Below are 24,512 nucleotides of genomic sequence, written 5' to 3'. Positions count from 1 at the left end.
CGACGGTACAATGTGGCATGGCGCCGCAGTCGTAACAATTCTGTCGCGGACAAAAACTAGAGAAGACGTCTGGACCGGATCGGCCGAGTTCTTTCGAAGCGAGGTTTTTCATGCGCTGCGCCACCATCCTCTCCCTCAGTCTTACTTTTGTATCCGCAACAACGGCTTTCGCCCAAAACAGCCCTCCCCGCAACCTCATTTTGTTCGTACCTGATGGGCTCCGGGCGCTGAAAGTGACGCCGGAAACGGCGCCCGCGATGTCCGCAGTGCGGGATAAAGGCGTCAATTTCCGGAACTCTCATTCGCTGTTTCCGACCTTCACCATGGCCAATGCGTCGGGCATGGCGTCCGGCCATTATCTCGGCGATACTGGCGTGTTCTCGAACTCAATCTATACCGGCCATCCGACCCCGGTGCAGAACAACAGCCCGATCCCCTTCATCGAACACGACCAGGTGCTGGGCGACCTCGACGAGCAATTCAACGGCGACTACCTCAATGAGGAAACGCTGCTGAAGGCCGCGCGCAAGGCCGGCTATTCCACGGCCGCGATCGGCAAGGTCGGCCCGACGCTGATGTTCGATCACACCGAACGCACCGGCAAGGAGACGATCACCATCGACGACCAGACCGGCAGCATCGACAAAGCAGGCAAGCTGCTCGGCATTCCCCTGTCTGACGAGATGAAGGACGCCTTGGCCAAGGCAGGCCTGGCGGTGGAAACACCCGGCCGCGGCGACAATGGCAAGGCGGGCGACGCCAAGACGCCCGGCACCACGGAAGCCAATATCAAGCAGCAGGCCTATATGGCCGATGTCGCGAGCAAAGTGGTGCTGCCGATGTTCAAGGCACGCAACAAGCCGTTCGTGCTCATCTTCTGGTCGCGCGATCCCGACGGCACCCAGCACAACCAGGGCGACAGCCTCAACAAGGTGACGCCCGGCATCAACGGCCCCTCCTCGCTGGCCTCGATCAAGAATGCCGACGACAATCTCGCGCAACTGCGCAAGACGCTCGACGATCTCGGGCTCAGTGCCAATACCAACATCATGATCTCGGCGGATCACGGCTTCTCGACGATCTCCAAGGAGAGCAAGACCTCGGCGACCATCAAGGGCACCTATGCGGATACGCCGGAAGGCTTCCTGCCGCTGGGCTTCCTGGCCATCGATCTCGCCAAGTCGCTCGACCTGCCGCTGTTCGACCCCAACGACAAATTCGCCGCCGTTGCCGACAATGCGTATCCGAAGGCCGGCAACGCCTATATCGGCAAGGACAAGGATAAGCCCGAGCTGATCATCGCCACCAATGGCGGCTCTGACCTGATCTATCTGCCGACCGGCGACAAGGACCTCGCCGGCCGCACCGTAAAGGCGCTGCTGAAACAGGATTACATCAGCGGCATCTTCGTGGAGGACTCGCTGGGCTCCTTCCCCGGCGCGCTGCCACTGTCGTCGATCAACCTGTCCGGCAAGGCTGTCACGCCGCATCCCGCGATCGTCGTCTCATTCCGCTCCTATTCGGAGGGCTGCGAAGAGCCGGCGGCGTGCCAGGTCGAGGTCGCCGACACCGTGCTGCGTCAGGGCCAGGGCATGCATGGTTCGTTCGGGCGCGGCGATACCCACAACTTCATGGCGGCGATCGGTCCGGACTTCAAAGCCGGCTTCGTCGATCCCCTGCCGGTCAGCAATGCCGATACCGGCATGACCGCCGCGCATCTGCTCGGTCTCAAGCGCGATGCCAAAGGCAGCCTGATCGGCCGTGTGATGAGCGAAGCGACGGTGACGGGCGAGACGCCAACGGCAACGACCGACGTGATGCGTTCGGCGCCCGACGATCAGGGTCTGGTCACGGTGCTGCAATTGCAGAAGGTCGGCGAGCACAAGTATTTCGATGTCGCCGGCTTCCCGGGCCGGACTGTCGGACTCGACGCGAAGTAAGCGACAGCCCGAACAAAAAACGGCGGAGTCACGCTCCGCCGTTTTCGTATTCTGATGGTCTGCGACCGGCTTACATGCCGATGTCGAACACGTTCGGCAGTTGCAGCGTCGCGGCGCCGACCACGGTCGTGACCAGCGTCATGATGGCGGCATTGCTGACGCGCTTGGCGCGCATCTGCGAAGCGATCCATTCGAGCACTTCGATATTCACGCCAACGGCCTTGGTCGGCGCCCAGGTCTCGATGGCAACATCGGGCGACAGCGCTACTGCGCGCGGCGGCACCGGCAGGCCCGACGCGGACGCCGCGTGATGCACGACCGCCTTGGCGAACAGGTCGTCGAAACGTCCGTCATCGCTGCGCTCGGCCGCAGCTTCGTTGATCGCAAACAGTGCCTCGGCCTCATCGCGGCTGACCGGCTGGCTGGCCAGTGCAGACGCACCCAGGATGCGCTCGCACCAGGCGGCGTCATCGGCATCGAGTGCACGGGAGAAATGGATACGGCCACGGGTGGTCGGGCCTTCGCCGGTGATGACGCCGTCGCGCACGATGGCGAGGGCGTGCGCCGCAGCGCGATGATCGTTGATGGAGGACGTTTCGATGGCGCCGAATACGTCGGCAGCGGCAGCGGATGACATTTCAAGCTCTTCTGTTTGCAGCATATTTCTCAACATAGCCCAGCAATTCCATGGGCGACTTAACGCTCGGTTAAGAGATCGACAGGAGTTCTTCTTATCCCTAACCGTTGCAGTTCAGTCGCGCCGAGACGCTGCTGGGTTCGATCAGGTGTGGCGATGCGGTCAGGCGGGATTGCGCCGCGCGGGAGGCAACATCACGGCATCCGATAACATCATGTTGCGTGGGTATTTTGCCGCAGCCGCCTTGCGTGAAACTGAATGCCAGTGCGCGCTGAATTTGAAGAAAGTTCTTGTCCTTTTTGCCGGACAGTTCCATTTACCAACGTGCGCCTTTATAATGGCCCACGAAATTCATCTGTAATCAGAATGACATGAGGTCCATCATGACGCTCCAGATCAACGCCGTCGCCCCCGATTTCGAGGCCGAAACCACGGCTGGCCGCATCAAGTTCCACGACTGGATCGGCGATAGCTGGGCTCTTTTGTTCTCGCATCCGAAGGACTTCACCCCGGTCTGCACCACCGAGCTCGGCGCGCTTGCCAAGCTGCAGCCGGAGTTCGACAAGCGCGGCGTCAAGCTGATCGGCCTCAGCGTCGACCCCGTGCACAAGCACGCGCTGTGGGTCGACGATATTAACGAAACCCAGGGCGCCCGCCCGACCTTCCCGATGATCGGCGACACCGACCTCAAGGTCTCGAAGCTCTACAACATGCTTCCCGCCGACGTGGCGGGCGATGCCGACAGCCGCACCGCCGCGGACAACGCCACCGTGCGCAACGTCTTCATCATCGGGCCGGACAAGAAGATCAAACTGGTGCTGGTCTATCCGATGACCACCGGCCGCAACTTCCAGGAAATCCTGCGCGTGATCGATTCACTGCAGATGACCGCCAAGCATCGCGTCGCCACGCCGGCAGACTGGAAGCATGGCGAGGACGTCATCATCGCCGGCTCCGTCACCAACGACGAAGCCAAGACGATCTATCCGAATGGCTGGAAAGAACCGAAGCCCTATATCCGCATCGTGCCGCAGCCGAAGTAACGCTGCGACTGATTTGCAAGAACGAAAGAGGCGCCGCGAGAGATCGCGGCGCCTCTTTTCTTTGACTCGTCCAATCGATGCTGCAGGCACTCTCCGTCGTCATGGGTCCCTTCTCCACGTCCTTGCGAGGAGTTCTCGCAACGATGCCGAGGAAGAGCAGATCCAGCGGCAGCATGGCGGCGAACGTCGTCGCGTAGCGAATCGCGTACCGTTTCAAAACCGCTTCCAGTACCAATTCGGTAATAAATATCCTGATACTAGGCGCTCATGAGCGCAGGGTTGCAAAGCCTCTCGCGGTATTCGCGGCCGGATCAATCACCCGACATCCGCGTTGGATGAGTGATGACCGATCAATCTTCGACCTCAACACCGACGCAGGCACCTATCGTCGTCTGGTTTCGCGACGACCTTCGTCTGTCCGATCACCCTGCCCTTCATGCCGCAGCCAGGCGCAATGCGCCGGTGATCTGTCTCTACATCCTCGATGAACAGAGCAAGGCATTGAAGCCACCGCAAGCGCGGCCGATGGGCGGCGCGACGAGGTGGTGGTTGGCGCAGTCGCTGCGCGCACTCAGCACAAGCCTCGACGCCATCGGCGGCACGCTGGTGCTGCGCAAGGGCGCTGCCGCCGACGTCATTGTCGATGTGGCGCGCGCAGTCGACGCCAGCCACGTCTTCTGGAACGAGATCGCGCAGGCGCCGCATCTCGCGGTCGCCGATGGCGTCACCGAAGCGCTCGCCGATCTCGATGTCGGTACGCAGAGCTTTCCGGGCGACCTGCTGGCGCATCCTGCGACAATCCGCGCCAAGGAGACCGGCACGAAGGAGAGCCGCGGCCTGCGCGTGTTCACACCGTTCTGGCGGCGCGTTCAGACGATGGGCGAACCGGCGAAGCCGCTTCCGGCGCCGAAGAAACTAATGCCCGCGCCGAAGGTGAAGAGCGACAGGCTTGCCGACTGGGCGCTAGAGCCATCGAAGCCCGACTGGGCCGGCGGTCTGCGCGAGACGTGGAGGCCCGGCGAAGCTGCGGCGCAGAAACATCTCAAGCGTTTCCTCAAGGAGATCGCGGGCTATAGCAGCGATCGCGATCGGCCTGACCGCGAGATCACATCGCACCTCTCGCCGCATCTACGCTTTGGCGAGATCAGTCCGCGGCAGATCTGGACTGCCGCGCATTTCGCAGCTGCAGAACATCCGAAGCACAGCAGCGACATCGCAAAGTTCATGAGCGAAGTCGGCTGGCGCGAGTTCTGCCGCCATCTGCTATTCGATGTTCCCGATTTGGCCACGCGCAATCTGCAATCGTCCTTCGATGAGTTCCCATGGAAGACCAATCGGACGGCGTTGCGCGCGTGGCAACGCGGTCTGACCGGCTATCCGATCGTCGATGCGGGCATGCGCGAGCTCTGGCACACCGGTGTGATGCACAATCGCGTACGCATGGTGGTCGCATCTTTCCTCGTCAAACATCTGCTCATCGACTGGCGCGAGGGCGAGAAGTGGTTCTGGGATACGCTTGTCGACGCGGATGCGGGCAACAATCCCGCCAACTGGCAGTGGGTCGCAGGCTCCGGCGCGGATGCAGCACCCTACTTCCGCGTCTTCAATCCGATCCTGCAGGGTGAGAAGTTCGATCCCGGTGGTGTCTATGTCAGGCGCTGGATACCCGAACTGACAGAACTATCCACAAAACATATTCATCAGCCTTGGACAGCTTCACCGCTCGAACTCAAAAACGCGGGAATCACTTTAGGCAAAGACTATCCGTCGCCGATCGTCGATCACAAAGTCGGTCGCGAGCGCGCATTGAAGGCGTACACAACGATACGAAATAGTTGACTGTCGATAACACACTCTTCAACACGCGCCCGAATCGGACTAACGTGAAAAAGTCGACAATGTTGGGGGATGCTATGAACGACGACACTCCAGTCCTGGAGCAAGTGACGGACGCGCTTAGCAGCGCAGCCGACGCGACTAAGGAAGTCGCCACCTCGGTGGCGAAGAAGGTCAAGAAGGCCGCAAAGAAAGTCGCAAAGAAAGTGACCCCGGCTAAGAAGACGAAGAAGTCCACCAAGAAAACTTCTGCGAAGAAATCTTCAAAGAAGAAAACCCAGAAAGCGAGACCAATGGCTAAGAAAGCAGTGAAGAAGACCGTCAAGAAGGCCGCCAAGAAGACCGTGAAGAAGGCTGCCAAGAAGACCGTGAAGAAGGCCGCCAAGAAGGCCGCTCCGAAGAAGGCCAAGAAGGCCAAGAAGGCTGCCAAGAAGAAGTAAGCTTCTTCGCAGATGTGAAAGCCTCCGGGTCCAAGCCCGGAGGCTTTTTCATGTCCGGGGTCTGGATTGACGCAGGATGGCGTCAGGCCCTGGCGCGGTTGACCAGCAATACCGCAGCGCCGCAGGCAATCATGCCGATGATGGCAACGACATCGAGCTTTTCACCAAACAGAACGAACGCCATCAGCGCCGTCACGGCCGGCACCAGATAGAACAGACTCGCCACCTGGCTCGAGGCCTGACGCCGCAGCAGCCAGTAGAGCAGCCCGACGGTGCCGATCGACAGCACCACCGCGAGCCACACCACCGACAGCACGAACTCCGCCGACCAGTGGATCACATTGGTCTCAAGGGCCCACGCGCCGATGCCGAGCATGACCATTGCTGCGAGTTGCTGAATGAAGCTGCCCGTGCGCCAGTCGATGCCGCCGCAATAGCGCTTCTGATAGAGCGTGCCGACGGTGATCGTGATCAGCGAAATGGCGGACGCGAACCAGCCCCAGCCCGCCTCGCCCGTCATCGGCCGACCGTGCAGGATCAGCAACACGCCGGCGAGACCGAGCGCCACCCCGCCCCATTGCAGCGGCGTGACGCGCTCACCGAGAAACCGACTGGCGAGGATCGAGGTGAGGATCGGCTGCAGACCCGGGATCAGTGCCGACAGACCGACCGGGACCTCATGCGCGACCGCAAACACGGTACCGGCGAGATAAAGCCCCTGCACCAGCAGCCCGGCGACGATGCTGTGGCCGATGCCCGCGCGATCCGGCCACGCCGGTCGCACCCATGCGACGATCACCGCCATGATCGCGATCACCAGCATCATGCGCACGGTCAGATAGGTCAGAGGTTCAGCGCCGTTCAGCACATATTTGGTGCCGATGAAACCGGTGCTCCACAGCAGCACGAAGACGATGGGTGCGGCGCGTCCGATCAGGATTTCAAGATCGCTTTTCTGAACCTGTTTCATGGGCTGCTCACTGCCCCATCATGTGCTAAGCGGCAATGGCTGTTTGCGCGGACCTGCCGCCTGACATCACGACACCAAGACCATTATCGAAGGAATTTGCCATGGACGTTCGCGCCGCCGTTGCCATCAGTGCCGGAAAGCCGCTGGAGATCACCACCGTTCAGCTCGAAGGTCCGCGCGACGGCGAAGTGCTGATCGAGATCAAGGCCACCGGCATCTGCCACACCGACGAGTTCACTTTGTCGGGCGCCGATCCCGAAGGTCTGTTTCCGGCGATCCTCGGCCATGAAGGCGCCGGCGTCGTCGTCGATGTCGGCCGCGGCGTCACCTCGGTGAAGAAGGGCGACCATGTCATCCCGCTCTACACGCCAGAATGTCGCCAGTGCCCGTCATGTCTGTCGCGCAAGACCAATCTCTGCACCTCGATCCGCGCGACGCAGGGTCAGGGCCTGATGCCCGATGGCACCTCGCGCTTCTCGCTCGAGGGCAAGCCTGTTCACCACTATATGGGGACCTCGACCTTCGCCAATTACACCGTGCTGCCTGAGATCGCGGTGGCGAAGATCCGCGAGGACGCGCCGTTCGACAAAGTCTGCTATATCGGCTGCGGCGTCACCACCGGCATCGGCGCGGTGTTCAACACCGCCAAGGTGGAGCAAGGCGCCAAGGCCATCGTGTTCGGTCTCGGCGGCATCGGCCTCAACGTGCTGCAGGGTCTTCGTCTCGCCGGCGCCGACATGATCATCGGCGTCGACATCAATAATGACCGCAAGGCCTGGGGCGAGCGCTTCGGCATGACCCACTTCGTCAATCCGAAGGAGCTAGGCAAGGATCTGGTCCCGCATCTCATCGACATGACCAAACGCGGTGCAGACCAGATCGGCGGCGCCGATTACACCTTCGACTGCACCGGCAATGTCACGGTCATGCGTCAGGCGCTGGAAGCCTGCCACCGCGGCTGGGGCGAATCCATCGTCATCGGCGTGGCGCCTGCCGGCGCGGAGATTTCGACGCGTCCGTTCCAGCTGGTGACCGGCCGCGTCTGGCGCGGCTCGGCCTTCGGCGGCGCCCGCGGCCGTACCGATGTGCCGAAGATCGTCGACTGGTACATGCAGGGCAAGATCCAGATCGACCCGATGATCACCCACGTGATGCCGCTGGCGGATATCAACAAGGGCTTCGATCTGATGAAGCGCGGGGAGAGTATCCGCGGTGTGGTGACGTTTTAGACGCATCCGCGGTCTGAAGAAGGATGGCACGCGAAGCCAACGAGCTTCGCGCGCCATCATCAACCCAACGAGCGATGCCTCACGTCGGCAGCATCGCGGCCTCGCCTTCGATATCCTGCTCAGCCCGGCACCTCGCATAGCGCCGCGCAAGGATCGCGCAGACGAACAATTGAGCCTGGTGAAACAACATGATCGGCAGCACGATCAGGCCGAGGGCATGACCCGGAAACAGGATCGCAGCCATCGGAATGCCACTGGCCATGCTCTTCTTTGATCCGCAGAAGACAATGGCGATCTCGTCCTCGGTCGAGAAACCCATCCAGCGGCTAGCCAGCATGGTCGAGACGATCACAACTGCGAGCACCGCCAGATCGGTGGCGAGAACCGCTGCGAGAGTGCCGACCGAGAGCTGGCCCCAGATTCCCTCGACCATGCCGGCGCTGAAGGCAGCGTAGACGATGAGCAGCACGGAGCCGCGATCGACCGCCGAGGTGAGACGCGAATGGGAGAGCAACCACGCACCGACCCAAGGGCGGATCAACTGCCCGATCACGAAGGGCGCGACGATCTGCGCGGCAATCTCCTCAAACGCCACGATGGAGAATCCGCTGCCTGCCGAAGACAGCAACAGCGCAACCAGGATCGGCGTGAGCACGACGCCGAGAAGATTGGAGACCGATGCGCTGCACAGCGCCGCCGGGACATTCCCGCGCGCGATCGCGGTGAAGGCGATAGATGATTGTACGGTGGACGGCAGCAGACACATGAAGAGAAGACCGGTGGCGAGGTCGGCCGGCAAATACGGACGCAGCGCGAGACTCGCCGCGACGCCGACGAGTGGAAACAGAAGATAGGTGCTGGAGAACACCATCGACTGCAGCCGCCAATGCAGCAGGCCCTCCTTCACGGCTGTCGGCGACAGGCGCGCGCCATAGAGCAGGAAGAGGAGCGCCACAGCAGCGGTGACGGTGTGATCGACATAGACAGCGGCATCGCCGCGCGCGGGCAGGACGGCAGCCAGCGCGACTGTTGCTGTCAGCCACAACAGGAATTGATCGATCGGCAATTTGATATGGCGGCGTGCTGGAGTGATCATAGCGATGAGCCTCTGTTTGATGGCCCAGATCTAATTTCTTCCGCCTTGATGCAAAATCCCCATAACAACGATATCAATCATCATGTATCGTGATGACTATGGATTACGTGCCAGTCGACCTGTTGCAAAGCTTCGTCGCGGTTACCGATGCCGGAAGCTTCACCGGTGCGGCCCGTTTGCTGGGCCTGCAACAATCGACCGTCAGCCAGCACATCCGGCGCCTGGAAGAGCAGACCGGCCGTCGGTTGTTCGACCGCAGCACCCACCGGGTGGGCCTCACTCCGGATGGCGATGTTCTGCTCGATTATGCGCGCTCGATCCTGGAACGCTATGCCCATCTGCAGCAGTATCTGTCGGCTGCGCCGCTGCGCGGCCGGTTGCGGTTCGGCGCATCGGAAGATTTCGTGTTGTCGGCGTTGCCGAACGTGCTAGCCGCTTTCGCGCGCCGGCATCCGGAGCTTGATATCGAACTGCATTCGGGACTGAGCGAGGATCTGCGCACGTCATTCGATGCGGGTCGACTGGATCTCGCACTGGTGAAGCGGCGAGACGGCGACAGCCGGGGCAGGATTGCCTGGAAAGAGCCGATCGAATGGATGGCGCATCCCGAATTCCGGCTCGATCCCGACAGTCCCTTGCCGCTCATCCTCTACCCGCCGCCCAGCATCACGCGCGTCGGCGTGCTGGAAACTCTCGAAGCGGCGGGGCGACGATGGCGCATCGCATTCACGAGCGCCAACGTCTCCGGCCTGAGCGCTGCGGCGCGTGCCGGCATCGGCCTGTTGCCGCATTCAGTCCGTTTAATGCCGCCCGGTTTGACGATCCTGCCGTCTCGCGAAGGCCTTCCGAAACTGCCCGACATTCAGTTCGCGGTGATCTTACCGGACCACCCGCCACCTGCCGTCGAAGCGCTCGCTGCGACCATCATGAACTGGGCCGGTCCGCACGATCGGCAGAGCTAACGGGACGGCCAAGACGTGGATGGCCGCGACAAGCCCGGCCATGACGGCGCTCTTGTTACTCCCCCTTGAACACCACGGCGTCCACCACGACGCAGCCGTCCGAGTTCAGCATCACCGGATTGAGGTCGATGCTCATCACCCTGGCGGTCGTATCTGCCATCAGCTCGCCGATCCGAATCATCGCATCGACCAGCGCATCGACATCCATCGGCGGCTCACCGCGCACGCCTTCGAACAGCGGCGCGATGCGCAGCTTCGCCAGCGCACGCTTGGCATCGTCCCTGGTGAATGGCGGCAGCAACAGTGTGGTGTCCTTGAACACTTCGACATATTTGCCGCCGTCGCCCACCATCACCACCGGGCCAAAGACGGGATCGCGATGCGCGCCGATCACGATCTCGCGGCGACCGCCGGTCATGGCGGCGACGATGACGCCGTCGAAGCGCGAGCCGTGCTTGCGGATGATCTCTTCCATCTCGGCATAGACCTCACCAACCGCCTCGCGCGAGGCGACGCCGAGCTTGACCAGTCCAAGTTCCGACTTGTGGGCGATGTCGGCCGAGCAGCCCTTCACCACCACTTTGCCGCCTATGGCATCGAATGCCGCCTCGGCTTCGGCGCGGGAATGCACGAGCCGATATGGCACCACCGGGATGCCGCGCGATGCCAGCAGAGCGAGGCTGTCGGCTTCATTCAGCATCACGGTCTTGTCGGCCGAGATCAATGCGGACGACGGACCACGCTTGCGCGCCTTCACGCGCGCCATCAGCTCATGATGCGACACATATTGATTCAGCGCGGTGACCGCCTCGACCTCGGTCGGGAATACCGAGACGCCCTGCGCCTGGAACTCCTTGGCGACGCTGGGCTGCGTCGCGGCGACCACCAGCGGCTTGCCGGTCTGCTCAGCGAAAGCGGCGCTGTCGCGCGCGAAGGCCGGGACGTCGTAGCCCGGGCCCGCCACGGGCACGCCAATGACAAAAGCATCGGCCGCAGGATCTTCGGCGATCACCGGCAGGATGTCGCCGAACAGCCGGCTGTTCGACAGCAGCGCCGCGGTGAGATCGATCGGGTTGGTCGTGGTCGCGAAGCTCGGCAGCATGCCCTTCAGCTTCGTGTCGGTCTCGGGTGCCAGCTTCGCCATCGGCATGCCGACGGTCGAAGCAGCATCCGCGGTCATGACGCAGACCGCGCCGGAATTGCTGATCGCAACGAGCCGGCGGCCCTGCGGCTTCCAGCCTTTTAGGTAGAGCTCAGTGGCCTCGACGAGACCGCGCATATCCGGCGCACGCCAGATGCCGTGATGTTCGAGGAAGGCGTCGACGACGCGGTCTTCATTGGCGAGCGCGCCGGTATGCGACTGCGCCGCCGCCTTGCCGGCATCGGTGCGACCGGATTTCAGCGCGATAATCGGCAGGTTGCGATGGAGCGCGACTTCGGAGAGTTCCTCCAGATACTTCTTCTCCGGAATGCCCTCGAGATAGAGCAGCATCAGCTTCACTTCCGGATCCTCGGCCACCGCGATGGCGAGTTCGCCGACGGTGATGTCCGAGTCATTGCCGGTGGCGTGGCTGTGGCGGACGCCGATGCCGCGCGGATTGAGGAAGCCGACCGGCACCGTGGACAGCGCGCCGCTCTGGCTGAGCATGGCGACATGGCCTTCAACGCGCTCGAATTCCATGAACATGGTGGAGAAGGACGCGATGGCGCCGGTGCCGAAATTGGCGAGGCCCTGTGTATTCGGGCCAACGATACGCATGCCGTGCTTATGCGCGATCTCGACCATGCGGCGCTCACTCGCCTTGCCGGCGATCGCATCGACCTCGCCGAAGCCCGAGGCCATCACCAGTGCGATCTTGACGCCGGCCTTGGCGCAATCCTCGACGGCACCGATGGCATTGTCGCCGGCGACGGCGACAATCACCATCTCCGGCGCTTCCGGCAGATCGGCGAGGCTCTTGTAGCACTTCTCGCCCTGGATCTCGGTGCGCGACGGATTGATCGGGTAGATCTTGCCCTTGAAGCCGAACTTCTGGAGATAGTGGACCGGACGGCCGCCGACTTTGTTGGGATTTTCCGAGGCGCCGATGATGGCCACGGATTTCGGATCGAGGGCGAAGCGCAGACGGCTCATTGAGGAGTCTTTTCGAAGAACGGTACGAGGCGGCCGGTGAACCGCCGATAGCCGGCTTTTACCTTGTCGCCGATCACGAGATCGTTGGCGCCGTGGGCCATCATGCGAAAGCCTTCGGCGGTGTCGATGAGCAGGATATTATAGGGCACATGCTCGCGCGCTTCCGGCGTCCCGGCGCGCAGTACGAGCGATGTCGCATAGACGGTGCCCTCGCCGCTCGCTTGCTTGTCGTCGAGATCGGGCGACCCGCAGGCGGCGCAAAAACTGCGACGGAAATACTGGATCGACTGGCAGGCGCGGCAGGACTGATAGCCGATAGCTTCAGTCCCGGTGGTCCAGTCGGCGGCAGGCTTGAGCTCGCTCATGATACGCGCTCCAAGAACATGCTGACGTGAGAAGAGAGCACGCCGCCGTCGCCATGCAGCAGCGCGACGGAGGCATCCTTGACCTGGCGTTTCTCGGCCCTGCCCGTCATCTGCAGATGTGTTTCGACGAGATGCGCCATGGCGCCACCGACGCCGCAATGACCGTAGCTCAGAAGACCGCCATGGGTGTTGAGTGGCATCGCGCCGTGCTGGCTGAAATGGCCAGCACGCACTTGCGCCGCGGCCTCGCCGCGGCCGGCGAGACCGAGATCTTCCAGCAGCATCGCCAGTGTGATGGTGAAGCTGTCATAGACCGCGGCATAGCGGACGTCAGAGATTTCGATGCCCGTCGCCTTCTTCGCGCGCGCGATGGCGATCTCGGCGCCGAGTTCGGACAGCGCCGGCGCGGCGGTGATGTGCTGGTGGGTATGCGCCTGCGCAGCGCCGCGCACGCGGATTTTCGTTGGGCTGGTCGGCTCATAGCTGACAACGAAGGCCGCGCCGCCATCGGACACCGGGCAGCAGTCGAGCAGCTTCAGCGGTGTCGCGATGGTCTTCGAGGCCATCACGTCGGCAACGTTGATCGGGTCGTGAAACTGCGCGCCGGGATGGGTCATCGCGTGCTGGCGCATCAGCACGGCGAATTCGGCAAGGTCTTCCTGCGTCACGCCGTATTCATGCATGTAGCGGTTGGCGACGAGGCCGTAATAGGCCGGGATGGTCGGGCCGAGCGGCACTTCATAGGTGGGATGACCGACCTGCGCCAGCGCCTGGATCGAGGCGTCGCGGCTCTGGCCGGTGAGCCGGTTCTCGCCGCCGACCACGAGCACATGTCTGGCGACGCCGCCCTCGACGAGCTGATGCGCCAGCATGGCCATCGCCATGCCGGTGGCGCCGCCGACCTGGATCGCATGGGCATAGGACGGCGTGATGCCGAAATGCTCGGCAAACACGGTGGCGAGCATGATATGCGGCATGGTGGTGGAATAGCCGCACAGGAAGCCGTCGATGTCGGCACGCTTGAGGCCGGCATCGGCGAGCGCGAGCTCGGCAGCGCGGCTCATCAGGTCAATGGTCGATGAGCCCTCGTGCTTGCCGTAGGGAAGCAGACCGACGCCGGTGATGTAGCTCATGACAAACACTCCGGCAGCAGTGCGCCCCTCCCCCCAAGCGAAGCGAAGCTTCGCAAGGCGGCGACGGGTCGGGGGCGGGGGTAGCCGCGGATGACGTCGCCTGTGGTTACCCCCCTGCCTGACCCTCCCCCGCAAGGGGGGAGGGAATCGAGAGGCCGGTATTGCGACGCGACCACTATCGTCATCATCAATACGACTTCGGCAAACCGAGCGCCTTTTCGGCGATGAAGCTCAGGATCAGTTCGCGGCTGATCGGGGCGATGCGTGGGATCAGCGACTCCCTGAGATAACGCTCGACATGATATTCCTTGGCGTAGCCAAAGCCGCCATGGGTCATGACCGCCTGTTCGCAGGCGTGATAGCCAGCCTCGCCCGCGAGATACTTCGCCGAATTCGCGGCGGGGCCACAGGGCAGTCCCTGGTCATATTGCCAGCCGGCCGACAGCACCATCAGCCAGGCGGCTTCAAGCTCCATCCAGTTCTTGGCGAGGGGATGCTGGATCGCCTGGTTCTGGCCGATCGGGCGGTTGAACACGTTGCGCACCTTGGCGTAGTCGGCCGCCTTCCTCAGTGCAGCCTTGCCGAGCCCGACGGCTTCCGCCGCGATCAGGATGCGCTCGGGGTTCATGCCGTGCAGGATATACTCGAAACCGTGGCCCTCCTCGCCGATGCGATCCTCCAGCGGAATCTCGAAATCGGCAATGAACAGCTCGTTGGAGTCGACGGCCTTGCGGCCGAGCTTTTCGATCTCGTGCACGGCGATCTTGGAGCGGTCGAGATCCGTATAGAACAGGCTGAGCCCATGCGTGGGACTCTTCACGTCTTCCAGCGGCGTGGTGCGCGCCAGCAGCAGGATCTTCTCGGCGACCTGCGCGGTGGAGATCCAGACCTTCTGACCATTGACGATGTAGCGATCGCCCTTGCGCACGGCGCGGGTCTTGAGCTGCGTGGTGTTGAGGCCGGTATTGGGCTCGGTCACCGCGAAGCAGGATTTCTCGGTGCCGTCCACGATGGGCGGGAGCATGCGCGCGCACTGTTCGGGCGTGCCAAACACCACCACCGGATTGAGGCCGAACACATTCATATGCACGGCTGACGCACCCGACATGCCGGCGCCGGATTCCGAAATCGCCCGCATCATGATCGCAGCCTCGGTGATCCCCAAGCCCGAGCCGCCATATTCCTCGGGAATACAGATGCCGAGCCAGCCGGCATCTGCCATCGCCTTGTGGAAGTCGATGGGGAAACCGCCCTCCTTGTCCTTCTTCAGCCAGTAGGCATCGTCGAAACGCGCACAGATCTTCTCGATGGCGTCGCGGATGGATTCCTGGTTGGCGTCGAGGGCGAAATCCATGCGTTACAGCTCCGACGTATCTGGGATAGCGGCCTGTCGGAGCACGCCATCCTTGTGCATTTTCTCGATCTGCTCGGCCGTATAGCCGACCTCGGCCAGCACCTCGGCATTCTGCTCGCCCAGATGCGAGGCAAGGCGCGTCGGATTGACCGGAGTCTTCGACCAGGTCGCCGACACCTTCATGCTGCGGATCGCGCCTTCGGTCGGATGCTCGACCTGCTGGAAGAAGTCGGTCGCCAGCATATGCGGATCCTGCATCATGCTTTCGAGCGTGTGCATCGGGGTCGACGGCACGTCGGCGTCATCGAGCAGCTTCGCCCATTCCGCCGTCGTCCTGGTCTTGAAGATGCGCGACAGTTCGGCATTCACCGTATCGATATGCTGGATGCGCTGCGGGAAGGTCGCGAAGCGCGGATCGTCGAACAGTTCCTCGCGGCCGACATGCTTGAGAAAGCTCTTCCACTGCTTGTCGTTATAGACCATCGCACAGATATAGCCGTCCGACGTCTGATACGGCCGGCGATCCGGCGACAGGTGACGGCCGTAGCCGCCCTTGTCGAGCGGCGGATCGTAAGTGAGGCCGCCCATGTGGTCGCCCATCATGAAGCTCGCCATGGTCTCGAACATCGGGATGTCGACGCGCTGGCCCTCGCCGGTCTTGTCGCGATGCACGACGCTGGCGAGAATGGCGCCAAGCGCCGTGAGCCCGACGATACGGTCGACCAGCGCATTGGGCACATAGCGCGGCACGCCGTCGCTGCTGATGCGCGCATTCAATGCGGGTAGCGCGGTGGCGCCCTGGATCAGGTCGTCATAAGCGGGTTTCGCAGCATAGGGCCCGGCCTGACTGAAGCCGAACACACCGGCATAGATCAGGCGCGGATTGATCTTGGCCATGACGTCATAGCCGAGATTGAGCCGCGCCATCGCCGCTGGGCGGACATTGTAGACCAGCACGTCGGCGGTCTCGACCAGCTTGAGCAGCGCCGCGCGGCCCTCTTCCTTCTTGAGGTCGATGCAGACGCAGCGCTTGCTGCGATTGGTATTCAGGAAAATCGGGCCCATGCCGGGATTGCGCATCGGTCCGATTGACCGAACCACGTCGCCATCGGGCGACTCCACCTTGATCACATCGGCGCCGTAGTCACCCAGCGTCTGGGTGCAATAAGGCCCCATCATCACCGAAGTCATATCGATGATCCTGATCCCGTGAAGTGGTCCCGTCAAAGCCGTTTGCTCCCGAAAAGCGTGTGGTCAGGCGCTGATCCGCGCCGCTATTGCCTTCGTCTTAGCGGGAGGCGTTCGGCGGGCGCAAGGGCGCCAGACGCGGGGCCGTATGCGTGGGATGCCGGTACGCGTCAAAGTGGTAACGACTAGCCGGCCCCCGCCGGTGCCGAAGCGCGCATCATCTCCCGCAGCTCGGTCTTGAGCACCTTGCCGTAATTGTTCTTCGGCAGCGCATCCAGATAGACGTAGCGCTTGGGGCGCTTGAAACGGGCGATATTGGCGAGGCAATGCGCGTCGAGTGCCGCATCGTCGGCCGACACGCCGGGCTCCAGCACCACACAGGCGACGACAACCTCGCCCCAGTCCGGCTCGGGCACGCCGATCGCCGACACTTCCCGCACGGCGGGATGCGTCAGCAGCGCCTCCTCGACCTCGCGCGGATAGATATTGGTACCGCCGGAAATGATGACGTCCTTGGAGCGGTCGGACAGCGTGAGAAAACCGTCGTCGTCGAGTCGGCCGACATCGCCTGTGCGCAGCCATCCGTCCTTCAATGTCTCGGCATTGGCCTTGTCGTTGTTCCAGTAGCCGAGCATCACAGCCGGCCCCTTGGCCTCGACCTCGCCGGTCTCGCCTGTAGGCAAAGGCTTGCCATCGGCATCGGTGATCCGCACCGACATTACGCTCTGCGCCGGGCCGACAGAAGCGAGGCGTTCGAGATAGCGCGGGTGGTCGGTATCGGCGTGGAAGGCGCGCGGCAGCGAAGTGATCGTCATCGGCGATTCACCCTGGCCGTAGATCTGCACGAAGCGCTGCCCCATGGTCGCGATGGCGTCGCGAATGTCGGCCAGATACATCGGCCCTCCGCCATAGACGATGGTGCGGATGCCCTCGCCGCTCTCGCCACGCTTCTTCGCCGCATCGACCAGACGGCGCACCATGGTGGGCGCCGTGAACATCGCGACATCGCCGAGTTGCTTGCCGAGATCGAGCACTTCGTCGGGCTCGAAGCCCTGGCTCTCCGGCACGACGTGGCGCGCGGCCATGCGGACATGGATAAAATTATAGAGCCCAGCGCCATGCGAGATCGGCGCGGCATAGAGGATCGCGTCTTCCTGATGGACCTGATCCACATCGGCGAGATAGCACATGGACATGGCCACCAGATTGCCGTGACTGAGCATCACACCTTTGGGCCGGCCGGTGGTGCCGGAGGTGTAGAACAGCCAGGCGAGATCGTTGTCTTCACGGGACAGCGGTACCATCCGGGCCGGCTCGCCATGCTGCAATTCGCGATAGGTCTCGCTGTCGATGGACAGCATCTGCATCGAGGTCGGCAGGTCTTCCTCGACCTGAACAAGCACGCCACGGCTGTCGTCGTCGACGAAGGCCAGCCTCGCGCCAGCATTGTCGCAGATCCATGCCGCCTCGCGGCCATGCAGCTTGGCATTGATGGGGATCACGACAGCGCCGATCCACCACACCGCATACATGCATTCGAGATATTGCGTGGCATTCGACATGAACAGCGCGACGCGGTCGCCGGGCTGAATGCCGTAATCGCGTACGAGGCCAGCACCGATGGCCGCGGCGCGGCGCGCAAAGGTTTTGTAGTCAGCCTGGACCGTGGTGCCGGTCAGCAGCGCCGGCGCCTGCGGATGCAGACGCGCCGACGACGCCAGCCATTGTGCGACATTCATTGTACGTTTTTCTCGGCGTCGCCCGCGCGTTACTTTGCGGGCTCGAGGATCGAGACATAGTTCGCCACTGCGGCGCCGCCCATATTGAAGATGCCGGCCAGCTTGGCATTCTTGATCTGCATGCCCTCGGGTGCCTGACCCAGCAATTGCATCGCGCTCAGCACATGCATCGACACGCCGGTGGCGCCGATGGGGTGACCCTTGGCCTTGAGACCACCGGACGGATTGATCGGCAGCTTGCCGTCCTTCTGGGTCCAGCCTTCCTTGATGGCGCGCGCACCCTGCCCGCGCGGCGTCAGGCCCATGGCTTCGTATTCGATCAGCTCGGCGACGGTGAAGCAGTCATGGGTTTCGACGAAAGAGAGATCGCCGATCTCGACGCCGGCGGTCTTCAGCGCCTGCTGCCAGGCCACGGTGCAGCCCTCGAATTGAAGGATGTCGCGCTTCGACATCGGCAGGAAATCCTGCGCATGGCCGGTGGCCTTGATGTTGACCGCCTTGCCCATGGCCTTGGCGGTCTCGGAATCCGTCAGCACCAAGGCCGCGGCGCCGTCAGACACCAGCGAGCAGTCTGTGCGCTTCAAGGGGCCGGCGACGAACGGGTTCTTGTCGCTTTCGGAGCGACAAAATTCGAAGCCGACATCCTTGCGCATCTGCGCATAGGGATTGTGGACGCCATTGGCGTGGTTCTTGGCGGCGATCATCGCCAGCGCATCGGACTGGTCGCCGTATTTCTGGAAGTATTTTTGCGCGATCCCGCCGAACACGCCGGCGAAGCCTGCGGGCGTCTCGCCGTCTTCCGGCAAGTAAGAAGCACGCAGCAGGTTCTTGCCGATTTCAGGTCCGGGCGTGCGGGTCATCTGTTCGACACCGACCACGAGAACAATTTTAGCAGCGCCGGCGGCGATCGACTTGATGCCCTGATGCACGGCGGCCGAACCAGTGGCGCAAGCATTCTCGACGCGCGTGGCGGGCTTGAAGCGCAGTGCCGGATCGGCCTGCAGCACCAGCGACGCGGTAAAGTCCTGCGGCGAGAAGCCGGCGTTGAAATGACCGAGCACGATTTCATCGACGTCAGATGCGGAGATGCCCGCATCGGCCATGGCTTCGGTCGCGACGCGGACCACCATGCTCTCGACAGTCTCGGCGTCGAATTTTCCGAACGGCATATGCGCCCAACCAACAATGCTGGCAGTCATGGTCGTCTCCCTGATCGATTTCAAATATTGAGCTCGTTATAGCCCGGCTTCATGGCGCTTGCAGGGATTTCATGGTCCGCGCGCACATGGCCGTTATGCCTGCCCAATCGCCGGAACGTACCATTGACGACGGACAGATCCAGGACCCGCCCACCGCCAGAACCATCGGCTCGCTGAGCCAGCTCGCCGCATTGGCCTCGCCGATCCCGCCCGTCGGACAAAATCTGACATCCGGAAACGGTCCCGCCCAGGCGCGCAGCATCGCGATGCCACCGGCTTGTTCCGCGGGGAAGAACTTGAGCACATCAAAACCGCGTTCTCGCGCCTGCATCAGTTCCGAGGCCGAGGCGACGCCCGGCAGAAATTGCAGATCGCTGGACGCTGCGATGTCCAGCAATTCGCGCGTCGCGCCGGGACTGACCGTGAAGCGCGCTCCGATGGCATATGCCTTCTGGAAATCCGCCGGCGTGAGCACCGTGCCGATGCCGACAATGGCCTCCGGCACTTCGGCGATCACGGCCTTCGCCGCCTCCACCGCGGCATCGGTGCGCAAGGTGATCTCCAGCGTGCGGATACCGCCGGCAACCAGCGCCCGCGCAAGCGGTACGGCGTCGGCAACACGTTCGATCGTGAGCACAGGAACAACGAATGCTGCCTTCAGCAGCTTTCGCAGATGATCCTGACGCTGACCGATATCGAGAGGCTTGTTCATGCGGATGGTCCTCTCATGAGGGGGTGTCGAACACGATCATATCGGGCATCGCCGCGCGCGGGATGATCGCACCGGGATGGCAGACGACAGTGCCGGCGAGATAGTGACCTGCCTGTGCCGCGGCGACGGGCTGAGCGCCGCTCAGACGTGCATGCAGATAGGCAGCGGCAAAACTGTCGCCGGCGGCGGTGGTATCGATCACCGCACCACTGACAGGGCTGGCCTCGACACGCCGCGACTGGCCGTGATGCCGTATGATGCTCGCGGGGCTATCGAGCTTGAGCACCACTTCATCGGCTTCAATGCGCGACAGCAGCTTGTCCTCGGCCTCGCCGGGATAGAGCGGCAACAAGTCCTCGACCGAGGCCAGCACGATATCGGAGACCGCAAAAGAATCCTGAAACGCGGCGCGCGCCAGATCGAGATCGGGCCAGCCGCGGGCGCGGAAATTTGTATCAAAGGCGACGCGGACGCCTGCGCCGCGCGCTTGTTGAAGCGCCGCAATCAGGCGGCCGCGGCCGGCGATGTCGAACAGCGACAGCGTGATGGCCGAGAGATAGATCAGATCATAGTCCGCGAGTGCTGCCAGCAGCGCATCGGTTTCCGGCAGGCTCATCAAGCCTCGCACCGCCGAGGCATCGCGCCAGTGATAGAAGCGGCGCTCGCCCGCCTCATTGGTCTCGATCATATAGAGGCCGGGTAGCTTGCCCTTAAGGCGCATCACACGCTCGGTGCCAACGCCCTCGGCCTGCCAGCCGGCAATCATCTCGTCGCTGAGCGGATCGTCACCGAGCGCTGTGACGTAATCGACCTCCGCGCCAAGCCGGGCGAAGTAGACCGCAGTGTTCAGCGTGTCGCCGCCAAAGGACCGCGTCAGGTGCCCACCCGGCATCTGACGCAGCTCGATCATGCATTCGCCGATGCTGGCGATCCGCATGGTGGCCTCAATCGACGAACTTGCCGCCGAGTTCATCCTCGATATGGATGCGGATGATGTCGTCGAAGGTTTTCTCGGCCGTGGTGAAGCCGAGCTTCAGCGCGCGCGCGGTGTCAAAATCGCGCGGCCAGCCCGACACGATGCCAGTGATGACCGGATCGGTCTCGCGCTTAATGCGCCCGACGACGTTCTTGCCGGCGACGCGCTCCAGCGCGGCGATCTGCTCGCCGACCGTCACCGACATGCCGGGCATGCTGAGATTACGCCGCGGGCCCATGGCCTGAAGATCCATGGTGCCGGCGTGGACGAGGAAGCCCACGGCAGAGCGCGGCGACGCGTGCCAGTGGCGGACATCCTCGGACACCGGCAGGACGGCGTCCTTGCCGGCCAGCGGTTCGCGGATGATGTTAGAGAAGAAACCGGAGGCGGCCTTGTTCGGTGCGCCCGGACGGACGCAGATCGTCGGCAGGCGGATGCCGATGCCGTCCAGGAAACCCTTGCGGGTGTAGTCGGCGATCAGCATTTCGCAGATCGACTTCTGGGTGCCATAGGAGGTCAGCGGCGTGTGAATGAATTCGTCACCGATCTTGTCGGGGAACGGCGCGCCGAACACCGCGATGGACGAGGTGAAGACCAGCCGCGGCTTGTAACCACCGCCGATGGCGCGGATAGCATCAATCAGGTAGCGGGTGCCGTCGAGATTGATGCGATACCCCTTGTCGAAATCGGCCTCCGCCTCCCCCGACACGATGGCGGCGAGATGGAAGATCACCTCCGGCTTGTGGGCGACCAGCGGCGCAGCCGTCTTGGGGTCGGCGAAGTCCGACGTCACCAGTTCGATCGGGATCGATGCGCCTGCAGGCTTTGCCGGCGCGACTACGTCCTGCAGCGTCATGCGGGTGATGTCGCGATTGCCGAGACGGCCGTCGCGAACCAGTTTCTCTGTGAGCTTGCGGCCAACCATGCCGGCGGCGCCGAGGATGAGGATGTGCAAGGGAAAACTCCTTCTTGTTGTTCTTGGGTTCAACTCTGGCCCTCATGGTGAGGAGGCGCCTCTTTGGCGCCGTCTCGAACCATGAATGAGACTACACGACCATGCTTCGAGACGCGGTCGAAGACGACCGCCCCTCAGGATGAGGGCGGTACATTGGGTAAGCCGCCTACTCCTTCACCGCGCCTGTCATCGCCGATACGTAGTGCTCGACGAAGAACGCATACAGGATCACCAGTGGCAACGAGCCAACCAGCGCGCCGGCCATCAGCGAGCCCCATTTGTAGATGTCGCCATCGACGAATTCATTGACGATGGCCACCGGCACAGTCTTGTTCTGGGTCGATTGCAGGAAGGTCAGCGCATAGATGAACTCGTTCCAGCACAGCGTGAACGAGAAGATGAAGGCCGAGATCAGGCCGGGCACCGCCAGCGGAATGATGATCTTCACCAGGATCTGCCAGCGCGAGGCGCCGTCGATGAGGGCGCATTCCTCGAGCTCGAACGGGATGGTCTTGAAATAGCCCATCAGCAGCCAGGTCGAGAACGGGATCAGCAGCGTCGGATAGACCAGGATCAGCGACAGCGGCGAGTCGAACAGGCCATAGGCCTGGATGACCGAGGCCAGCGGGATGAACAGGATCGACGGCGGCACCAGATAGGCCATGAAGATCAGCGCCCCGACCGTCTCGGCACCACGGAAGCGCAGCCGCACGATGGCATAGGCGGCGAGCACACTGGCAACGATCGACAAAAATGTCGAAGCCGCTGCCACATACATCGTATTCCACAGCCACTGCGGATAGTTGGTTTCGAACAGCAGCTTTTGAATGTGCTTGAAGGTCGGCTTGATCACCCAGAACGGATTGAACCGCTCCATGTCGATCAGTTGCTCGTCGGGTTTGATCGAGGTCAGCGCCATCCAGTAGAACGGGAACAGCAGGATCACCACGATGATGAACAACGGAATGTAGAGCGTGACGATGCGCCTCGGCAGCGACTCCAGATAGGCCATGCCCTCACTGTGATCGTCTTTCTCGACGGTCGGCGCGACGGCAGTACGGTGATCGACGGCGTGATCAGTCATTGTCAGTGCCTTGCTGCCACTTGCGGCGTTGCATGCCGAACCAGGAAATGGCGATGGCTGCCAGGAGGAACGGGATCATGGCGGTGGCGATGGCTGCGCCCTCGCCGAGCCGACCCGAAAGAATGCCGCGCTGATAGCTCAGCGTCGCCATCAGATGCGTTGCATTCACCGGACCGCCGCGAGTCAGCGCCCAGATCAGCTGGAAGTCGGTAAACGTAAACAGCACCGAGAAGGTCATGACCACGGCGATGATCGGCGTCAGCAGCGGATAGGTGATGAAGCGGAAGCGCTGCCACGACGTGGCGCCATCCAGCGTCGCCGCTTCATAGAGCGACGGCGACACGGTCTGCAGACCAGCCAGTAGCGTGATCGCCACGAACGGCACGCCGCGCCAGATATTGGCGAAGATCACGCTGGCGCGGGCCCAGGAGCTGTCACCCAGGAAATTGATGTTGTGGTCGATCAGGCCCATTTTGATCAGCGACCACGAGATGATCGAAAACTGCGAGTCGTAGATCCACCAGAAAGCGATGGCCGAGAGCACCGTTGGCACGATGAACGGGATCAGCACCGCCGCGCGGATCAGCGCCTTGAACGGCATGTGGCGGTTGAGCAGCAGCGCCAGATAGAGGCCGACGGCGAATTTGATGGCGCTGGCGACGATCGTATAGAGCAGCGTATTAAACACCGAGAGCCAGAAGATGCTGTCGTCCTTCAGCCACTCGTAGTTCTCTAGTCCGACAAACACGCCGCCGCGGCCGATGCGATCATCGGTGAAGCTCATCCAGACGCCGAGGAACAGCGGATAAGCGAGAAACAGCAGCAGGAATGCCGCGGCCGGCAACATGAACCACAGTGCGAGCCAGTTGCGGTTGATCCGCAGCCGGTCCCAGGCCGAGGATCTGGGGATCACTTTCCCTGCCCCCGGCATCGATGTCTGGATCGTGGTCATTGCAAGATAGCTCCAGTCGGATGTCGGCTTCGGTCTGATGTCGTGCAGTCAGTCATGCGTCATGATCCGGTTACGGCAGGATCGCTTCGCCCTCGATCTCGACACGTGCGTGCGGATCGATCAGGGCGGAAACCTGAACCAGTGTCATTGCTGGAAAATGCTTGCCGAGCGTCGCGCCCCAGGCTTCGCCAATGGCGGCGCCGGACGTCTTGAATGCGTTGATGTCGGTGACATAGGCGCGCAGCATCACGAGTTGCTTGGGTTCGCCGCCCGCCGCCTTCAGCACGGTGACGAGATTCTCCATTGCGTAGCGCCACTGCGTCCCGAAGTCGGATCCCTCGGCGACCTCGCCCTGCCCGTTCTGCTTGCCGAGCTGTCCGGAGATGCGGACGCTCCGCGTACCGCCGGCCACCACTGCATGCGCGAAACCGCGCGGCCGCGCCCAGCCTTCCGGGAGAACTGTCTTGTAGTCGGTCTCTGGCATTCCCATTCCCATCGTTCAGGCAGCCTTTTGTGAAACGAGATTCACGGCTGTTCCGGAGAGTTGCCGGCGCGGGTCGCTCCGCGC

The 24,512-nt window shown here is 62.6% G+C and carries 23 protein-coding genes; 6 read left to right on the top strand and 17 right to left on the bottom strand.

Annotation, left to right across the window (positions count from 1 at the left end; genetic code table 11):
- Positions 1-110: 110 nt before the first annotated feature.
- Positions 111-1,940, top strand: a complete 1,830-nt coding sequence (locus tag AB8A50_RS03480) for an alkaline phosphatase family protein (RefSeq protein ID WP_439076862.1) — start codon at positions 111-113, stop codon at positions 1,938-1,940.
- 70 nt (positions 1,941-2,010) lie between these two features.
- Here the strand turns inward: AB8A50_RS03480 and AB8A50_RS03475 are convergent, their stop codons facing one another.
- Together AB8A50_RS03475 and AB8A50_RS03470 are read right to left on the bottom strand one after the other, a co-directional pair.
- Positions 2,011-2,577, bottom strand: coding sequence for a hypothetical protein (locus AB8A50_RS03475; protein ID WP_175367330.1), 567 nt, complete (start codon positions 2,575-2,577; stop codon positions 2,011-2,013).
- Between the two features lie 100 nt (positions 2,578-2,677).
- The gene (locus AB8A50_RS03470; protein WP_439076860.1) at positions 2,678-2,893 is read right to left on the bottom strand and encodes a hypothetical protein; all 216 of its coding nucleotides are present in this window, start codon (positions 2,891-2,893) and stop codon (positions 2,678-2,680) included.
- A gap of 67 nt (positions 2,894-2,960) precedes the next feature.
- On the opposite strand from AB8A50_RS03470, the gene AB8A50_RS03465 reads away from it, so the two are divergent.
- The 3 genes from AB8A50_RS03465 (at position 2,961) to AB8A50_RS03455 (ending at position 5,896) form a co-directional block, all read left to right on the top strand.
- A complete protein-coding gene (locus AB8A50_RS03465) occupies positions 2,961-3,620 on the top strand; it encodes a peroxiredoxin (protein ID WP_089267220.1) in 660 nt (219 codons plus the stop codon).
- Between the two features lie 342 nt (positions 3,621-3,962).
- A complete protein-coding gene (locus AB8A50_RS03460) occupies positions 3,963-5,459 on the top strand; it encodes a cryptochrome/photolyase family protein (RefSeq protein WP_439076859.1) in 1,497 nt (498 codons plus the stop codon).
- A 74-nt stretch (positions 5,460-5,533) separates the two neighbouring features.
- Positions 5,534-5,896 carry a hypothetical protein gene (locus AB8A50_RS03455; protein ID WP_068730647.1) on the top strand — a complete coding sequence of 121 codons (363 nt, stop codon included), beginning with the start codon at positions 5,534-5,536 and terminating at the stop codon, positions 5,894-5,896.
- A gap of 82 nt (positions 5,897-5,978) precedes the next feature.
- Here AB8A50_RS03455 and AB8A50_RS03450 read toward each other — a convergent pair whose 3' ends face one another.
- Positions 5,979-6,866: a DMT family transporter gene (locus AB8A50_RS03450; RefSeq protein ID WP_439076858.1), complete on the bottom strand. Its 888-nt coding sequence runs from the start codon at positions 6,864-6,866 to the stop codon at positions 5,979-5,981.
- A 101-nt stretch (positions 6,867-6,967) separates the two neighbouring features.
- Between AB8A50_RS03450 and AB8A50_RS03445 the strand changes: the two genes are divergently transcribed.
- Positions 6,968-8,095 (top strand): S-(hydroxymethyl)glutathione dehydrogenase/class III alcohol dehydrogenase, encoded by a 1,128-nt coding sequence (locus AB8A50_RS03445; protein WP_089267214.1) that lies wholly within the window; start codon positions 6,968-6,970, stop codon positions 8,093-8,095.
- Positions 8,096-8,174: 79 nt separating this feature from the next.
- On the opposite strand, the gene AB8A50_RS03440 is transcribed toward AB8A50_RS03445, so the two are convergent.
- Positions 8,175-9,191, bottom strand: a complete 1,017-nt coding sequence (locus AB8A50_RS03440; protein WP_439076856.1) for a bile acid:sodium symporter family protein — start codon at positions 9,189-9,191, stop codon at positions 8,175-8,177.
- 98 nt (positions 9,192-9,289) lie between these two features.
- Between AB8A50_RS03440 and AB8A50_RS03435 the strand changes: the two genes are divergently transcribed.
- On the top strand, positions 9,290-10,153 hold the full coding sequence (locus tag AB8A50_RS03435; protein WP_439076854.1) for a LysR substrate-binding domain-containing protein: 864 nt from the start codon (positions 9,290-9,292) through the stop codon (positions 10,151-10,153).
- A 55-nt stretch (positions 10,154-10,208) separates the two neighbouring features.
- On the opposite strand, the gene AB8A50_RS03430 is transcribed toward AB8A50_RS03435, so the two are convergent.
- The 13 genes from AB8A50_RS03430 to AB8A50_RS03370 all read right to left on the bottom strand — a co-directional run bounded on the left by AB8A50_RS03430 (position 10,209) and on the right by AB8A50_RS03370 (position 24,428).
- Positions 10,209-12,287 (bottom strand): acetate--CoA ligase family protein, encoded by a 2,079-nt coding sequence (locus tag AB8A50_RS03430; protein ID WP_439076852.1) that lies wholly within the window; start codon positions 12,285-12,287, stop codon positions 10,209-10,211.
- Entirely contained in the window at positions 12,284-12,652 is a 369-nt protein-coding gene (locus AB8A50_RS03425; protein ID WP_439076850.1) for a Zn-ribbon domain-containing OB-fold protein, read from the bottom strand. The genes AB8A50_RS03430 and AB8A50_RS03425 overlap by 4 nt, the downstream gene beginning before the upstream one ends.
- On the bottom strand, positions 12,649-13,785 hold the full coding sequence (locus tag AB8A50_RS03420; protein WP_439076848.1) for a thiolase family protein: 1,137 nt from the start codon (positions 13,783-13,785) through the stop codon (positions 12,649-12,651). Before AB8A50_RS03420 ends, AB8A50_RS03425 begins: the two co-directional genes overlap by 4 nt.
- A gap of 187 nt (positions 13,786-13,972) precedes the next feature.
- Positions 13,973-15,139 carry an acyl-CoA dehydrogenase family protein gene (locus AB8A50_RS03415; protein ID WP_120291106.1) on the bottom strand — a complete coding sequence of 389 codons (1,167 nt, stop codon included), beginning with the start codon at positions 15,137-15,139 and terminating at the stop codon, positions 13,973-13,975.
- 3 nt (positions 15,140-15,142) lie between these two features.
- Positions 15,143-16,366 carry a CaiB/BaiF CoA transferase family protein gene (locus AB8A50_RS03410; protein WP_439058132.1) on the bottom strand — a complete coding sequence of 408 codons (1,224 nt, stop codon included), beginning with the start codon at positions 16,364-16,366 and terminating at the stop codon, positions 15,143-15,145.
- A gap of 146 nt (positions 16,367-16,512) precedes the next feature.
- Positions 16,513-18,066, bottom strand: coding sequence for a class I adenylate-forming enzyme family protein (locus AB8A50_RS03405; protein ID WP_439076846.1), 1,554 nt, complete (start codon positions 18,064-18,066; stop codon positions 16,513-16,515).
- Positions 18,067-18,095: 29 nt separating this feature from the next.
- Positions 18,096-19,265: an acetyl-CoA acetyltransferase gene (locus AB8A50_RS03400; RefSeq protein ID WP_439076844.1), complete on the bottom strand. Its 1,170-nt coding sequence runs from the start codon at positions 19,263-19,265 to the stop codon at positions 18,096-18,098.
- A 49-nt stretch (positions 19,266-19,314) separates the two neighbouring features.
- Entirely contained in the window at positions 19,315-19,977 is a 663-nt protein-coding gene (gene eda / locus AB8A50_RS03395) for a bifunctional 4-hydroxy-2-oxoglutarate aldolase/2-dehydro-3-deoxy-phosphogluconate aldolase (RefSeq protein WP_089267206.1), read from the bottom strand.
- Positions 19,978-19,990: 13 nt separating this feature from the next.
- A complete protein-coding gene (locus AB8A50_RS03390) occupies positions 19,991-20,914 on the bottom strand; it encodes a sugar kinase (RefSeq protein WP_439076842.1) in 924 nt (307 codons plus the stop codon).
- Between the two features lie 7 nt (positions 20,915-20,921).
- Positions 20,922-21,908: a D-erythronate dehydrogenase gene (denD, locus tag AB8A50_RS03385; protein ID WP_439076840.1), complete on the bottom strand. Its 987-nt coding sequence runs from the start codon at positions 21,906-21,908 to the stop codon at positions 20,922-20,924.
- A 166-nt stretch (positions 21,909-22,074) separates the two neighbouring features.
- Positions 22,075-22,992, bottom strand: a complete 918-nt coding sequence (locus tag AB8A50_RS03380; protein ID WP_089267203.1) for a carbohydrate ABC transporter permease — start codon at positions 22,990-22,992, stop codon at positions 22,075-22,077.
- Positions 22,985-23,944 carry a carbohydrate ABC transporter permease gene (locus AB8A50_RS03375; protein WP_184515799.1) on the bottom strand — a complete coding sequence of 320 codons (960 nt, stop codon included), beginning with the start codon at positions 23,942-23,944 and terminating at the stop codon, positions 22,985-22,987. Before AB8A50_RS03375 ends, AB8A50_RS03380 begins: the two co-directional genes overlap by 8 nt.
- Positions 23,945-24,014: 70 nt before the next feature.
- Complete coding sequence (locus AB8A50_RS03370; RefSeq protein ID WP_439076838.1) at positions 24,015-24,428, bottom strand: RidA family protein; 414 nt, start codon at positions 24,426-24,428, stop codon at positions 24,015-24,017.
- Positions 24,429-24,512 lie beyond the last annotated feature (84 nt).

This window comes from Tardiphaga sp. 841_E9_N1_2 (assembly GCF_051811065.1).
In the GTDB taxonomy this organism is placed as follows: Bacteria; Pseudomonadota; Alphaproteobacteria; order Rhizobiales; family Xanthobacteraceae; genus Tardiphaga; species Tardiphaga robiniae.
Note: the sequence above shows the minus strand (reverse complement) of the source record. Positions and strands in the feature narration are given on the sequence as shown.